The organism is Nocardiopsis changdeensis, assembly GCF_018316655.1.
GTDB lineage: Bacteria > Actinomycetota > Actinomycetes > Streptosporangiales > Streptosporangiaceae > Nocardiopsis > Nocardiopsis changdeensis.
The window spans coordinates 1,728,921-1,743,569 of record NZ_CP074133.1; the positions used below are offsets into that span (position 1 = coordinate 1,728,921).

10 protein-coding genes are annotated in these 14,649 nt (G+C 72.9%); all 10 read left to right on the plus strand.

The features are described from left to right. Position 1 precedes the first annotated feature (1 nt). A complete protein-coding gene (gene mrdA / locus KGD84_RS08010; RefSeq protein WP_220559631.1) occupies positions 2 to 2,110 on the plus strand; it encodes a penicillin-binding protein 2 in 2,109 nt (702 codons plus the stop codon). Between the two features lie 3 nt (positions 2,111 to 2,113). Continuing rightward, on the plus strand, positions 2,114 to 3,283 hold the full coding sequence (gene rodA / locus KGD84_RS08015; RefSeq protein ID WP_220559632.1) for a rod shape-determining protein RodA: 1,170 nt from the start codon (positions 2,114 to 2,116) through the stop codon (positions 3,281 to 3,283). Positions 3,284 to 3,374: 91 nt separating this feature from the next. Next, on the plus strand, positions 3,375 to 5,312 hold the full coding sequence (locus KGD84_RS08020; protein WP_220559633.1) for a TIGR03960 family B12-binding radical SAM protein: 1,938 nt from the start codon (positions 3,375 to 3,377) through the stop codon (positions 5,310 to 5,312). A gap of 998 nt (positions 5,313 to 6,310) precedes the next feature. Further along, on the plus strand, positions 6,311 to 7,066 hold the full coding sequence (locus tag KGD84_RS08025) for a TIGR03936 family radical SAM-associated protein (RefSeq protein WP_255646394.1): 756 nt from the start codon (positions 6,311 to 6,313) through the stop codon (positions 7,064 to 7,066). Between the two features lie 161 nt (positions 7,067 to 7,227). After that, positions 7,228 to 10,296: an Rne/Rng family ribonuclease gene (locus KGD84_RS08030; RefSeq protein WP_220559635.1), complete on the plus strand. Its 3,069-nt coding sequence runs from the start codon at positions 7,228 to 7,230 to the stop codon at positions 10,294 to 10,296. Positions 10,297 to 10,651: 355 nt separating this feature from the next. After that, positions 10,652 to 10,963, plus strand: a complete 312-nt coding sequence (gene rplU, locus KGD84_RS08035; RefSeq protein WP_220565608.1) for a 50S ribosomal protein L21 — start codon at positions 10,652 to 10,654, stop codon at positions 10,961 to 10,963. Positions 10,964 to 10,976: 13 nt separating this feature from the next. After that, positions 10,977 to 11,237 carry a 50S ribosomal protein L27 gene (gene rpmA, locus KGD84_RS08040; protein WP_073380480.1) on the plus strand — a complete coding sequence of 87 codons (261 nt, stop codon included), beginning with the start codon at positions 10,977 to 10,979 and terminating at the stop codon, positions 11,235 to 11,237. 132 nt (positions 11,238 to 11,369) lie between these two features. Beyond that, entirely contained in the window at positions 11,370 to 12,734 is a 1,365-nt protein-coding gene (gene obgE / locus KGD84_RS08045; RefSeq protein WP_220559636.1) for a GTPase ObgE, read from the plus strand. A 92-nt stretch (positions 12,735 to 12,826) separates the two neighbouring features. Further along, complete coding sequence (gene proB, locus KGD84_RS08050) at positions 12,827 to 13,990, plus strand: glutamate 5-kinase (protein WP_220559637.1); 1,164 nt, start codon at positions 12,827 to 12,829, stop codon at positions 13,988 to 13,990. Between the two features lie 75 nt (positions 13,991 to 14,065). Beyond that, positions 14,066 to 14,587, plus strand: coding sequence for a hypothetical protein (locus KGD84_RS08055; RefSeq protein WP_220559638.1), 522 nt, complete (start codon positions 14,066 to 14,068; stop codon positions 14,585 to 14,587). The last annotated feature ends 62 nt before the right edge of the window (positions 14,588 to 14,649 follow it).

Here is a 14,649-nt window from a genome sequence, read left to right on the forward strand (position 1 = left end):
CGTGCGACGACCTCCCGTGGACCCGGCCCTGGCCGGACCGCGCCTGGGGCGCACCGGCCTCGTGCTCGCGCAGATCCTCGTGGTCGCCCTGTTCGCCGTCCTGGGCGCGCGCCTGTGGTACCTCCAGATCCCGATGGCCGACCACTACCGGGACCTGGCCGTCGCCAACCACCACCAGCGGCTCGTCGTGCCCGCCACCCGCGGCCAGATCCTCGACGCCACCGGCCGCCCCATGGTCGCCAACCGCACCGAGCTCGTGGTCTCCGCCGACTACCACGAGCTCCTGGGCATGGACGACGGCGGCGAGAAGGTCCTGACCGACCTCTCCGAGGTGCTCGACGTCCCGGTGGAGCAGCTCCGGCAGCGCATGCGCCTGTGCGGGCCCGAGGTGGAACGGCCCTGCTGGCCCGGCTCGCCCTACCAGCCGGTCACCCTGGCCGAGGACATCGAGCCGTCCGTCGCGCTGCAGATCATGGAGAGCTCCGACGACTTCCCCGGCATCACCGCGCAGGCCCACGCCGTGCGCGAGTACCCCAACGGCGCCCGGGCCGGGCAGGTCCTGGGCTACCTCCAGCCCGTCACCCAGGAGGAGCTGGAGGCGCGCGAGGAGCTGCGCACCCAGTTCACCGGCATCGACCAGGTCGGCCGCGACGGCCTGGAGGCGGTCTACGACTCGCAGCTGCGCGGCATCGCGGGCGTGCGCACCCTGGGCGTGAACAACCACGGCGAGGTCATGGACGTCATCTCCGACCGTCCGCCCCAGGCGGGGATGCACATCGTCACCCACCTGGACATGGGCGTGCAGGAGATCGTGGAGGAGGCGCTGGCCGAGGGCATGCGGGGCGCCCGCCCCCGGTACAAGGCCGACTCCGGCGCCGCCATCGTCATGGACGTGCGCAACGGCGGCATCGTCGCGATGGCCAGCCTGCCCACCTACGACCCCGCGATCTGGCAGGGCGGCATCGACCAGGAGACCTTCGACGAGCTGCTCAGCACCGAGGCCGGCGAGCCGCTGCTGTCGCGCGCCGTCCAGGGCCAGTACCCGCCCGGCTCCACGTTCAAGGTGTCGTCGCTGTCGGCCGCGGTCGAGAACGGCTACTCGCTGCGCAGCACCTACGCCTGCCCCGGGTCGGTCAACATCGCCGGGCAGAACTACCAGAACTACGCGGGCGGCGGGCACGGCACCATCAGCCTGCACCAGGCCATCGTGGTCTCCTGCAACACGATCTTCTACAACTTCGGCTACCAGCTCTGGCTCAAGGACGGCGGCCTCGAACCCGAGGGCGAGCCCAAGGAGGCCATGGCGGAGATGGCCCGCGGGTACGGGTTCGGCGCCCCCACCGGCATCGACCTGCCCTACGAGACGAGCGGGCGCATCCCCGACCGCGAGTGGAAGCGCACCTTCTGGGAGGAGACCCGGGAGAACAACTGCCGCCGCGGGGAGGAGGGCTACCCCGAGGTGGCCGAGACCAACCCGTCCCATGCCGCCTACCTCAAGCTCCTGGCCTACGAGCAGTGCGTGGAGGGGTTCCAGTGGCGGGCCGGCGAGGCCGTCAACTTCGCGATCGGCCAGGGCGACGTGCTCGTCAGCCCGCTCCAGCTGGTCCGCGCCTACGCCGCCATCGCCAACGGCGGCACCGTGTACGAGCCCCGGGTGGCCCGGGCCCTGGTCTCGGCCGACGGCAGCGTCGTCGAGGAGATCGAGCCGGTCGTCGCCGGGAGGGTGCCGGTGAAGGACGAGACCATCCGCTACCTCCAGAACGCGCTGGAGGAGGTCCCCAAGACGGGTACCGGCGGCGGCGCCTTCGCGGGCTTCCCGCAGGACAAGGTGTCCATCGCGGGCAAGACCGGTAGCGCCGACGCCCAGAACCGGCAGGTGTCGTCCTGGTTCGTGTCCTACGCGCCCGCCGACGACCCGCAGTTCGCCGTGGTCGTGTTCGTCTCCCAGGGCGGTACCGGCGGCACCACCTCCGCGCCCATCGCCCGGAAGATCTACGAGGGCATCTACGGGTTCGGCGACTTCGACGAGCCCGCCCTGCCCGGCGGCGAGCCCCGCGCCGAGCTGCCCGAGGTCCGCTCCGACGGCTCCATCGACCCTCTGGACCGGTGACCCATGACCGTACACGTCCCGCGCAGGATCGACCTGGGCCGCACCGCGGTGACCGCCGCGGGCGCCGCCCGCAGGCTGGACTGGGTCCTGGTGCTGGCGGTGGCCGCGCTGTGCGCCATCGGCTGCCTGCTGGTGTGGTCGGCCACCCAGCCCGGCGACGGCGGGAACCCGCTGGACTCCACCGAGCACCTGCGCAGGCACCTGGCCCACCTGGCCGTGGGCTGGGCGGTGTGCCTGGCCGTGGCCGCCGTCGACTTCCGGACGGTCCGCGCGTACGCGCCCATCGTCTACGTGGTCACCGTCATCGCGCTGATCCTGGTGCTGACACCGCTGGGCGCCGTCATCAACGGCTCGCGCGGGTGGATCGTGGTGGGCGGCTTCCAGTTCCAGCCCAGTGAGCTGGCCAAGGCGGGCCTCATCCTGGTGCTGGCCACCCTGCTGGGGGAGCCCCGCGACGGCGAGACCCGGCCGATGACCAGGGACGTGCTGTTCTGCCTGCTGGCGCTCGCGGTACCGCTCTCCCTGGTCATGCTCCAGCCCGACCTGGGGACCACACTGGTACTGGGGGCCATCTTCCTGGGGATGCTGACACTGTCCGGGGCCCCGGTCTTCTGGGTGGCCGGGATGCTGCTGTCGGGAGTGGTGGCCGGCTTCTGCGTCTGGTGGTTCGACATGCTGGAGCCCTACCAGCTGGACCGCATCGCCACGCTCGTGGACCCGTCGGCGGACCCGCAGGGCGCCGGCTACAACTCCAACCAGGCGCTCATCGCCGTCGGATCGGGCGGGTTCGACGGGACCGGGCTGTTCCAGGGGGAGCAGACGCACGGCCGGTTCGTGCCCGAACAGCACACGGACTTCATCTTCACGGTCGCGGGGGAGGAGCTGGGGTTCGTCGGGGCCGGGCTGGTCATCGGCCTGTTCGCGGTGATCCTGTGGCGGATCCTGCGCATCGCCCTGGGCTGCGACCAGCCCTACCCGCGCCTGCTGTGCGTGGGGGTGGCGTCGTGGTTCGGGTTCCAGACCTTCATCAACATCGGCATGGGGCTGGGGATCGTCCCGGTGACCGGGCTCCCGCTGCCGTTCGTCTCCTACGGGGGCACGGCGCTGCTGGCCAACCTGCTGGCGCTGGGACTGGTGCTCGGGGTGAACTCCCGGGACCGGGGGTTCGAATAGGGCCTGTGGAGAACCCGGGACCGGGGGTCGCGGCGCCGGTAGCCTGAAAGGGCAGATCCGTCCCCGTCCGCCGATCGAAAGTCTCGAGGCCATGACCGTCGAAAGCCTCTTTCCGCGACTGGAGCCCCTGCTGGCCCGGGTGGGCAAGCCCATCCAGTACGTGGGCGGTGAGCTCAACTCCGTCGTCAAGGAGTGGGACGACACCCGGGTGCGCTGGGCGCTGATGTACCCCGACGCCTACGAGGTGGGGGTGCCCAACCAGGGCGTCCAGATCCTGTACGAGGTCCTCAACGAGCGCGAGGGGGTGCTGGCCGAGCGCGCGTACGCGGTCTGGCCGGACATGGAGGCCCTGCTGCGGGAGCACGGGGTCGAGCACTTCACCGTGGACTCCCACCGGCCGCTGGGCGCCTTCGACATCATCGGGGTCAGCTTCGCCAGCGAGATGGGCTACACCAACCTGCTCACGGCGCTGGACCTGGCCCGCATCCCGCTGCGCACGGAGGACCGGCGCGAGGGGCACCCCGTCGTGCTGGCCGGCGGGCACTCGGCGTTCAACCCCGAGCCCATGGCCGACTTCCTGGACGCGGTGGTGCTCGGCGACGGCGAGGAGATCAGCCTGGCCATCACCGAGATCGTCCGCGAGTTCAAGGACGAGGGGGAGCCGGGGGGACGCGACGGGCTGCTGCTGCGGCTGGCCGCCACCGGCGGGGTGTACGTGCCGCGCTTCTACGACGTGGACTACCACGAGGACGGGCGCATCGCCGCGTACACGCCCAACCGGCCGGGCGTGCCCGAGACGGTCCTCAAGCACACCGTCATGGACCTGGACCGGTGGCCCTACCCGAAGAAGCCGATCGTGCCCACCGCGGAGTCGGTGCACGAGCGCTACAGCGTGGAGATCTTCCGCGGCTGCACCCGCGGCTGCCGCTTCTGCCAGGCGGGGATGATCACCCGGCCGGTGCGCGAGCGCAACAAGGAGACCGTCACCTCCATGGTCCGCGAGGGGGTGAAGAACTCCGGCTTCCAGGAGGTGGGCCTGCTGTCGCTGTCCAGCGCCGACCACAGCCAGATCAAGGACATCGCCAAGGAGCTGGCCGACGGCTACGAGGGCACCAACACCGGGCTGTCGCTGCCCTCCACCCGGGTGGACGCCTTCAACATCGACCTGGCCAACGAGCTCACCCGCAACGGCCGCCGCTCGGGGCTGACCTTCGCCCCGGAGGGCGGCAGCGAGCGGATGCGCCGGGTCATCAACAAGATGGTCACCGAGGAGGACCTCATCCGCACGGTCACCGCCGCCTACGCGGCGGGGTGGCGGCAGGTCAAGCTGTACTTCATGTGCGGGCTGCCCACCGAGGAGGACGAGGACGTGCTGGCCATCGCGGACCTGGCCACCGAGGTCATCCGCACCGGCCGGGAGGTGACCGGGCGCCGGGACATCCGCTGCACGGTGTCGATCGGCGGGTTCGTGCCCAAGCCGCAGACCCCGTTCCAGTGGGCGGCCCAGACCCCGCACGAGGTGGTGGACGCCCGGCTGCGCAAGCTGCGCGACCGGCTGCGCTCGGACCGCGCCTACGGCAAGGCCATCGGGCTGCGCTACCACGAGGGGCGGCCGTCGATCATCGAGGGGCTGCTCTCCCGGGGCGACCGCCGGGTGGGCCGGGTCATCGAGGAGGTGTGGCGCTCGGGCGGCCGGTTCGACGGCTGGAGCGAGCACTTCTCCTACGACCGCTGGGCCAAGGCGGCCGAGGTCGGCCTGGCCGGGTACCCGGTGGACGTCGACTGGTACACCACCCGGGAGCGGGACGAGGACGAGGTGCTGCCCTGGGACCACCTGGACGCGGGACTGGACCGCTCCTGGCTGTGGCAGGACTGGCAGGACTCCCTGCACGGCGAGGAGTCGCTGGAGGTCGACGACTGCCGCTGGAACCCCTGCTACGACTGCGGCGTGTGCCCCAGCATGGGCACCGAGATCCAGATCAACGCCCCGGCGGAGGGCCGCCCGACCCTCCCGCTCACCGTCATCTGACCCCTGCCCTGGCCGTCGGCGCCCCGGCGCCGGCGGCCGGGGAGCGCTCCGGGGCCCGGTGCGCAGAGGGGAGCGGGTGAGAGTTCATTAGCTGTACCGCCGTTTTCCGGTCCGGGGCCGGGGCCCGGTGCGCAGAGGGGAGCGGGCGAGGGCCCCTCAGCCGTACCGCCGCTTCCGGCCCGGGGCCAGGGGTGGAGCGGGGAGCGGGTGAGGTTCCGTCAGCCGTACCGCCGCTTCCGGCCCAGGGCCGGGGCCCGGTCGGCAGAGGGAACGGATCGGTGCGGGCCCTTCGCTGTGCCCTGCGGTCGCCGCCCGCGTCGCGCGGCCGTCCCCGCGCGGCAGCGGGGCACCCGCGGTGATCGGTGGTCCCCGCCCGTCTCGCGCGGCCGGATCCGGCCACAGGGGCGTATCGGGTGCTCCGGCTCGGGAGGGGGAGGCGCCCGACGGGGGCGCGGAGGCGGTGGAGTACGATGCCCGCTCCGGGCGCCGCCTGTGCGGCGGTCCTCGACCCTGTGAAGGGGAGCGCCCGGGGGAGAAGGTGTACGGCCCGGCGCCCCGCTCGCGCCGGGCCGTACGTGTAATAGGACTCGCGGCCCCGTGGGGGGGTTGCCATGGGTCCGGGATTTTCTTCGGATTTTTTTTCCGGCCCCCCGCGTTCCGGTGGTGAACACTTGTTCACCCGGCGCGCAAACCCCGCAGCGGCCCGTCCGGAGTCCCATCGGGACTTTTCGAGCGCAGGTCAGTGGGGCAGATACGGGATGCGTGGTCCTGTCGGACGCACGTGCAACGGAGCACCCGCCGGTTCGCCGGTCCAGGTGCACCACCGCGCACCGTACGCTGAACAGGACGAGGAACAGTCCCTCACCGGCCGCCCCGCGGCCGCTCCGAGGGGCATGAGGAAAGGAGTTGAGCTGCCCCCCGCACCCGAGGGCACCACTTCACCCTCCACCGCCGCATCCGGACAACGGCTCCGCGTCCGCTACGCCAAGCGCGGACGCATGAGGTTCGCCAGCCACCGGGACATCGCCCGGGCGCTGGAGCGAGCCCTGCGCCGGGCGGACGTACCGGTGGCCTTCTCCGCCGGCTTCTCGCCCCACCCGAAGGTCTCCTACACCGGCGCCGCCCCCACCGGGGTCGCCAGTGAGGCGGAGTATCTCGAACTCACCCTCGCCCAGGAGCGGGAGCCCGCCCGGGTCGGGACCGACATCGACGCGGCCATGCCGGACGGCATCGACATCATCGAGGTCGTCGAGGCCCGCGTGCCGGGACTGGCCGAGCGGCTCCAGGCCTCCGTATGGCGGGTGGAACTGGACGGGGTGGGAGCCGACGAGGCGGAACGCGCCGTCGGGGCCTACCTGGCGGCCGAGACCGTCGAGGTGGAGCGGATGACCAAGAAGGGTCGCCGCCGCTTCGACACCCGGCCGGCGGTGGTCGGAATCGACGTGTGTCGTGATCCCGGGCGCGCCCCGAGGGAGCAGGACACCACATATGCCATACTTCGGATGGTCGTACGGCACACCACACCGGCCGTTCGACCGGACGACGTGCTGACCGGCCTCCGCCATGTGGCCGACCTCGCGCCGCAGTCACCGGTGACGGTGACCCGGCTGGCGCAGGGGCCGCTGAACGAGGCGACAGGTGCGATCGCTGACCCGCTCGCCGTGGACCGAAACGACTCCGGACCGGCGGACGACGCCGAGGAGCGGGGCGACAGCGCACCACAGCCGTCGGCGCCCATGACGGGACCGCGCTGATGAGCGGCCCCGAAGCGGGGAACGTGGGCGCCACCACAGGACTTTGCCCCGACGGCACCCCGGTGCCGTCGGCGCTGACACTGCGACGACAGTTCCCGTGAGCCGCGCCGCCGACCGAGAGGTCGCGGCGCGCCCGGGGACTTTGACGGGAGACCGCCCGGATGCTCGACAACGAGCCCAACAACGGTGCAGACGACACCGTGGGTACAACTGAAACAACCGAAACGAGGGCGGCGACGTCCCCCGTGGGGGGAGGCGAGGTGCGCGTGACCACGCGCGCACCGGCCAAGGGCGTGCGCCGCGCGGCAGGACCGCCCCCCGAGCCGGACGACGTCTTCGTCCCCCCGGCCAAGCCCGTGACCACGCTCGCGGGCTCCGGTGAGGGCGGCACGGTCAAGGTCACCTCCGCGACCCCGGTGCGGCGACGCACGGTGCGCGTCGAGGACCGGCCGCTGGACGTCCCCGCGACCCCTGCGACGGCCCCGGCCGGGCCGGAGGAGAAGGACGGGCCCGCGGCCGCCGAGCCCGCCGAGCCCGTCAAGAAGACCCGCACGCGCCGCACCCGCGCGGCCGCGGCCGAGACCTCCGCGGCCGCCGAGCCCGAGCCCCGGACCCGTGCGCGCCGCTCGCGCACGCGCGCCGCCGCCGAGCCCGAGGCCGCGCCCGAGACCACCGCCGTCCCCGAGGCCGGGGACGAAAGCGAGGAGGAGGCCGCCCAGGTCGGCACCGTCTTCCAGGCACCCTCCATGCTCTTCCAGCCGCCCGTGGCCGCCGCCCCGCCCGCGGCCCCCGCGCCCGTCGAGGCCGACACCGAGGACGGTGTCGTCGACGAGGACGAGGAGGACGAGGACGCCGCGGAGGACGAGATCGCCGAGGAGACCGGCGCCGAGGACTCCGCCGAGGAGCGGCCCGGCCGCCGCCGTCGCCGCCGCGGCGGACGGGGCCGCGGACGCTCGCGCTCCGGCGACGACGCCGATGACACCGAGGTCCCCGACGAGGCCGAGGCCGCCGCCGAGGAGGCCGAGCCCGAGGACTCCGCCGACACCGCCGAGGAGGACGAGCGCGGCGGGAGCCGGCGTCGCCGCCGCCGTCGCCGCCGCTCCGGTGGCGCGGGGGGCGAGGCCACCTCCGACGACCCGCCCAACACCGTGGTCCGGGTCCGCGAGCCGCGCCAGGAGCGGCCCATCTCGGACGAGGTCCAGGCCGTGCGCGGGTCCACCCGCCTGGAGGCCAAGAAGCAGCGCCGCCGCGAGGGCCGCGAGCAGGGCCGCCGCCGTGCCCCGATCGTCACCGAGTCGGAGTTCCTGGCCCGCCGCGAGGCCGTCAAGCGCGACCTGGTCATCCGCCGCACCGGCGACCGCACCCAGATCGCCGTCCTCGAGGACGACATCCTCGTCGAGCACTACGTCGACCGCGCCACCCACCGCTCCTACGTGGGCAACGTGTACCTGGGCCGGGTGCAGAACGTGCTGCCGTCGATGGAGGCCGCGTTCGTCGACATCGGCAAGGGCCGCAACGCCGTCCTGTACGCGGGCGAGGTCAACTGGGACTCGTTCGGCCTGGAGGGCCAGCCCAAGCGCATCGAGTCGGTGCTCAAGTCCGGCCAGTCGGTCCTGGTGCAGGTCACCAAGGACCCGATCGGCCACAAGGGCGCCCGCCTGACCAGCCAGATCAGCCTGCCCGGCCGCTACCTCGTGTACGTGCCCGGCGGTTCGATGACCGGCATCAGCCGCAAGCTCCCCGACAAGGAGCGCGCCCGCCTCAAGCAGATCCTCAAGAAGGTCATGCCCTCCGGAGCGGGCGTCATCGTCCGCACCGCCGCCGAGGGCGCCAGCGAGGAGGAGCTGGAGCGCGACATCTCCCGCCTGGCCAACCAGTGGGAGTCCATCAAGCGCAAGTCCAAGTCGGCCAACGCCCCGGCCCTGCTCAACAGCGAGCCCGACCTGACCATCCGGGTCGTGCGGGACGTGTTCAACGAGGACTTCTCCAGCCTGGTGGTCTCCGGCGACGAGGCCTGGGACACCGTGCACGACTACGTCGAGCACGTGGCGCCCAACCTCGCCGAGCGGGCCTCCCACTGGACCGAGGACCGCGACGTCTTCGCCGCCTACCGGATCGACGAGCAGATCAACAAGGCGCTGGACCGCAAGGTCTGGCTGCCCAGCGGCGGTTCGCTCATCATCGACCGCACCGAGGCGATGACGGTCGTCGACGTCAACACCGGCAAGTTCACCGGCCAGGGCGGCAACCTCGAGGAGACCGTCACCAAGAACAACCTGGAGGCGGCTGAGGAGATCGTCCGCCAGCTCCGGTTGCGCGACATCGGCGGCATCATCGTCATCGACTTCATCGACATGGTCCTGGAGTCCAACCGCGACCTGGTGCTGCGGCGGATGCTGGAGTGCCTGTCCCGGGACCGCACCAAGCACCAGGTGGCCGAGGTCACCTCGCTGGGCCTGGTGCAGATGACCCGCAAGCGGGTGGGCCAGGGCCTGCTGGAGGCCTTCTCCCACACCTGCGAGCACTGCAGCGGCCGCGGCCTGATCCTGTCCACCGAACCGGTGGAGGGCAAGGGCGCCGCCGCCGGCAACGGCGGTGGCGGCGGCCGCAAGAAGAAGGGCAAGGGCAAGGGCGAGGCCGAACAGGCCGAGACCCCCGCGGCGCCGGACACGGCGGCCGAGGAGCCCGAGCCCGCCGAGCCCGAGGCCCCGGCCGCGGAGGAGGCCCCCGAGCCCGCCGCCAAGGCCGACAAGCCGGCCAAGAAGTCGGAGAAGAAGTCGGCCAGGACCAGGAAGGCCGCCGAGGCCGAGGTCGAGGCGGAGGAGCAGGCCGAGCCCAAGCGGACCCGCAAGCGCACCACGCGCTCGCGCAAGGCCGCGGAGGACACGGTGGTCGAGACGGCGGTCGAGCAGGTGGCCGAGGTCGCTCCGGCCCCCGAGGCGGCCGACGGGGCCGCGGAGGCCCCCCGGGCCGCCGAGGAGCCGCAGGAGGCCGCCGCGGCGGCCGCGGACGAGGCACCGGCCGAAGAGGCCGCGGCCCCGCGCCGGACCCGTCGCACCGCGACCCGGCGGACCGCCCGTGCGGCCGCCGAGGCCGTGGGCGAGCCGGAGACCGTGACCGAGGCCGCGGCGCCGGCCGAGGGCGACGAGGAGGCCGGAGAGCGGCCCAAGCGCCGCCGCACCCGGCGGACCAGGGCGGCGGCCCCGTCCACCGCCGTGGACGCCGGCTGAGCCCGGCCGGGACGTGGGCCCGGTCCGGGCCGGGGTTCGCCCCCGGCCCGGACCGCGGCACGTGTGCAGGCCCGTGGCGGGGCGATGGTAACCTGATGGACGGTGCGTCGGCGCGCTCCTCGTGATCGCGCGCCCCGACACCAAGTGCTCTCCACGCAGGGTTTGTTTCCCTCAGATCCCCGCGCCCCGCTACAGGCAACAGTGGATCGTGGAACGAGGACTCCCCGGGTTCCCACACGGGGCGGTCCTCCCGGCCCGCCCGTCAGGGCACCCGGCCGGACCCGGACCCCGAACACATGTCTCGGGGATTGGTCCCGAGCATTATTCGTTGAGCGAGCAGGAAGAGAGTTACGCGGTGTACGCGATCGTGCGGGCGGGCGGCCGTCAGGAGAAGGTGTCCGTCGATGACGTCCTGAACATCGACAAGGTCTCCGCCGAGGCCGGCGCCACCATCACGTGGCAGCCCATCCTCGTCGTGGAGGACGGCAACGTCGTCAGCGACACGGACAAGCTGAGCGGCTACACGGTCACCGCCGAGGTTCTCGGCGAGACCAAGGGCCCCAAGATCAACATCCTGAAGTACAAGAACAAGACCGGTTACAAGAAGCGCCAGGGTCACCGCCAGAAGCACACCCAGGTCCGCGTCACCGGCATCTCGGCGAAGTAGGAGGATCTGAGAGATGGCACACAAGAAGGGCGCATCGTCCAGCCGTAACGGCCGCGACTCGAACGCCAAGCGCCTCGGTGTCAAGCGCTTCGGCGGCCAGGCCGTCCAGGCCGGCGAGATCCTCATCCGCCAGCGCGGCACCAAGTTCCACCCCGGCGCCAACGTGGGCCGCGGCGGTGACGACACGCTGTTCGCGCTGGTCGCCGGCGAGGTCAAGTTCGCCAACTTCCGCGGCCGCAAGGCCGTGAACATCGTTCCCGCCGCCGCCGAGTAGGTCGCGCGCGAACGTTCGTTGTGCACAGGGGCGGGCCAGGGAACACTGGCCCGCCTCTGGTGTTGTCACCAGGTGACGCACACATTTCCCATCGGGCCGCCCCGCGGCCGGAGCAGTGAACCGAGGAGAACCATGCCCGACTTCGTCGACGAGGCGGTCTTGCACGTCAAGGCCGGGAACGGCGGGCACGGCTGCGCCTCCGTCCACCGCGAGAAGTTCAAGCCGCTGGGCGGACCGGACGGCGGCAACGGCGGCCGGGGCGGCGACGTCGTCCTGGAGGTCGACTCCCAGACCGCCACCCTGCTGGACTACCAGCGCCGCCCGCACCGCAACGCCCAGAACGGCACCCCCGGCATGGGCGGCCACCGCAGCGGCGCCAACGGCGACGACCTGGTCCTGTACGTCCCCGACGGCACCGTGGTCACCCGCATGGACGGCGAGGTCGTCGCCGACCTGGTCGGCCACGGCACTCGCCTGGTGCTGGCCCAGGGCGGCAGCGGCGGCCTGGGCAACGCCGCGCTGGCCTCCAAGAAGCGCAAGGCCCCCGGCTTCGCCCTCAAGGGCGAGGAGGGCGAGGCGTTCGACGTGCGCCTGGAGATGAAGACCATCGCCGACGTCGGCCTGGTCGGCTTCCCCAGCGCCGGGAAGTCCTCGCTCATCGCCGCCATGTCGGCCGCCCGGCCCAAGATCGCCGACTACCCGTTCACCACCCTGATCCCCAACCTCGGCGTGGTCGAGGCGGGCACCACCCAGTACGTCATCGCCGACGTTCCCGGCCTCATCCCCGGCGCCAGCGACGGCAAGGGCCTGGGCCTGGAGTTCCTGCGCCACATCGAGCGCTGCTCCACCCTCCTGCACGTCCTGGACTGCGCCACCTACGAGCCGGGCCGCGACCCGGTCAGCGACCTGGAGGCCCTGGAGGCGGAGCTGACCGCCTACGGCGAGGCCACCGGCGTCGACCTGTCCGACCGCCCGCGCATCGTCGTCCTGAACAAGGTCGACGTGCCCGAGGCCCGCGAACTCGCCGAGCTCGTCGCGCCCATGCTCACCGAGCGCGGCTACCGGGTGCTGGAGGTCTCCGCGGCCTCCCGCGAGGGCCTGCGCGAGCTGTCCTTCGCCCTGGCCGAGCAGGTCTCCGCGGCCCGTGAGGCCGCTCCCGCCGCCGAGCCCACCCGCATCGTCATCCGGCCCAAGATGATCGGCGACGTGCCCTTCGAGGTCGTCCCGCTGGGGGACAACGCCTTCCAGGTCCGCGGCGAGAAGCCCGCCCGCTGGGTGCGGCAGACCGACTTCTCCAACGACGAGGCCGTCGGCTACCTCGCCGAGCGCCTCAACCGCCTGGGCATCGAGGAGGAGCTGGCCAAGGCCGGGGCCACCGAGGGCGCCGAGGTCCACATCGGCACCGACGAGGACTCCGTGGTCTTCGACTGGGACCCGTCCCTGGACGCCGAGGCCGTCCCGTCCGGCCCGCGCGGGACCGACGCCCGGCTGGGCTGAACCGCGCGGGGAAGCATCGGCCCGGCCGCACAGGCGAGACGGGCGCGGCTCCGCCGCCCGGACCGCGCCCTCGGATGGAAAGCCCCCATACGGTGCACAGCGCAGAACAACTGGAACAGACCGGCTCCCGGGAAGAGGCCCGCGGGCGCGCGGCCGTGGCCGCCGCCCGCCGGGTCGTCGTCAAGGTGGGGTCGTCGTCGCTGACGACCCCCGACGGCCGGATCGACTCCGGCCGCATCCGGGACCTGGTCGAGGTGCTGGCGTCCCGCCGCGCCCTGGGCCAGGAGGTCATCCTGGTCTCCTCCGGCGCGGTGGCCGCCGGCATGACCCCGCTGGGCATGCGCACGCGCCCCCGCGACCTGGCCTCCCAACAGGCCGCCGCCAGTGTCGGACAGGGGCTGCTGCTGGCCGCCTACACCGCGGAACTGGCGGGCCACGGCATCAACACCGCCCAGATCCTGCTCACCGTCGAGGACCTGATGCGGCGGGTGCAGCACCGCAACGCCCAGCGCACGCTGCGCCGCCTGCTGGACATCGGCGCCCTGCCCATCGTCAACGAGAACGACACCGTGGCCACCCACGAGCTGCGGTTCGGCGACAACGACCGGCTGGCCGCCCTGGTCGCACACCTGATGAAGGCCGACGCCCTGGTCCTGCTGTCGGACGTGGACGCCCTCTACGACGGGAACCCGGCCGAGCCGGGCTCCCGGGTGGTGGGCCTGGTCTCCGGGCCGGACGACCTGGAGGGCATCGACATCGGCTCCTCGGGCAAGCGCGGTGTGGGCACCGGGGGCATGGTCACCAAGGTGGCCTCGGCGCGCATCGCCACCGAGGCGGGTGTGAACACACTGCTGACCTCCGCGGCCAACGCCCGCGCGGCGCTGGCGGGGGAGGGGGTCGGCACGCTCTTCGCCGCCGCCTCGGGACGGCGCCCCTCGGTCCGCCAGCTCTGGCTGGCCCACGCCACCGCCGGGCGCGGCAGCCTGGTCCTGGACCCGGGCGCGGTGGCCGCGGTGGTCCGGGACAAGGCATCGCTGCTGCCCGCCGGGGTGGTGGACGTGCTCGGGGAGTTCAGCGCCGGGGACCCGGTGGACCTGCGCGACGAGCAGGGCGCCGTGGTGGCCCGCGGCCTGGTCAACTACGACTCCGCCGAGGTGCCCGACCTGATGGGCCGCTCCACCCGGTGGCTGGCCCGGGAGCTGGGCCCCTCCTACGAGCGCGAGCTGGTCCACCGCGACGACCTCGTCGTCCTGTGACAGCGGCCGCGTGACGCCCGCCCCGTGACACCGCCGCCCGCGGAACCGCGCGGGCGGCGGCGCCGTCACACCGGCATGAGCGAACGCGCGCAGGAGGCCCGGGACCGCTGGCGCCGTCTGGCGGGGGCCGTCGCCGACCACGCCCACGAACGGCTCGAGCCGGTGTGGACCCGCACCGGCCTGCTGACCTCGCTGGAGCTGTCCTGCACTGGGGTGGTCCCCTACCACGAGGGGGCGGACCCCGAGGCGGCCCTGCTCCGGGTGTACCGGGCGATGTGGCCCAAGGCCCGGGTGGAGATCCGCACGCTGGTCCCGGACCGGGGGTGGTGGCGCAGGAGCCTGGTGCGCAACGCGACCGGCCGGGCGCGGGACTCGCAGGAGCACCCCGTCCCCGGCCACGCCGCGATCATGGCCGAGGTGGCCGGGATCCTGTCCGACGTCGCGGACGAGGTGGAGGCCGAGCTGGGGGAGGTGCGCCGCTCCTTCACCGCGACCGGCAGGGTGGGCGACTGCTGCGCGTACGACTTCGCCTGGGTCGACCACCTCCTGCTCACCGACCGGTGGGCCTGCGTGATCCACATGGGGGAACTCGACTGACCCGGATTCCGGGCCCGCGCCTCCCCCGCCCGGTGACGGGGGTATGGAAAAGTCGGGTTCGT

Bases quoted from the DNA above. Each gene is read 5' to 3' on its own strand.
- rodA (WP_220559632.1), top strand. From the start codon at position 2,114: ATGACCGTACACGTCCCGCGCAGGATCGACCTGGGCCGCACCGCGGTG.
- KGD84_RS08020 (WP_220559633.1), top strand. From the start codon at position 3,375: ATGACCGTCGAAAGCCTCTTTCCGCGACTGGAGCCCCTGCTGGCCCGG.
- KGD84_RS08025 (WP_255646394.1), top strand. From the start codon at position 6,311: ATGAGGTTCGCCAGCCACCGGGACATCGCCCGGGCGCTGGAGCGAGCC.
- KGD84_RS08030 (WP_220559635.1), top strand. From the start codon at position 7,228: ATGCTCGACAACGAGCCCAACAACGGTGCAGACGACACCGTGGGTACA.
- rpmA (WP_073380480.1), top strand. From the start codon at position 10,977: ATGGCACACAAGAAGGGCGCATCGTCCAGCCGTAACGGCCGCGACTCG.
- obgE (WP_220559636.1), top strand. From the start codon at position 11,370: ATGCCCGACTTCGTCGACGAGGCGGTCTTGCACGTCAAGGCCGGGAAC.
- KGD84_RS08055 (WP_220559638.1), top strand. From the start codon at position 14,066: ATGAGCGAACGCGCGCAGGAGGCCCGGGACCGCTGGCGCCGTCTGGCG.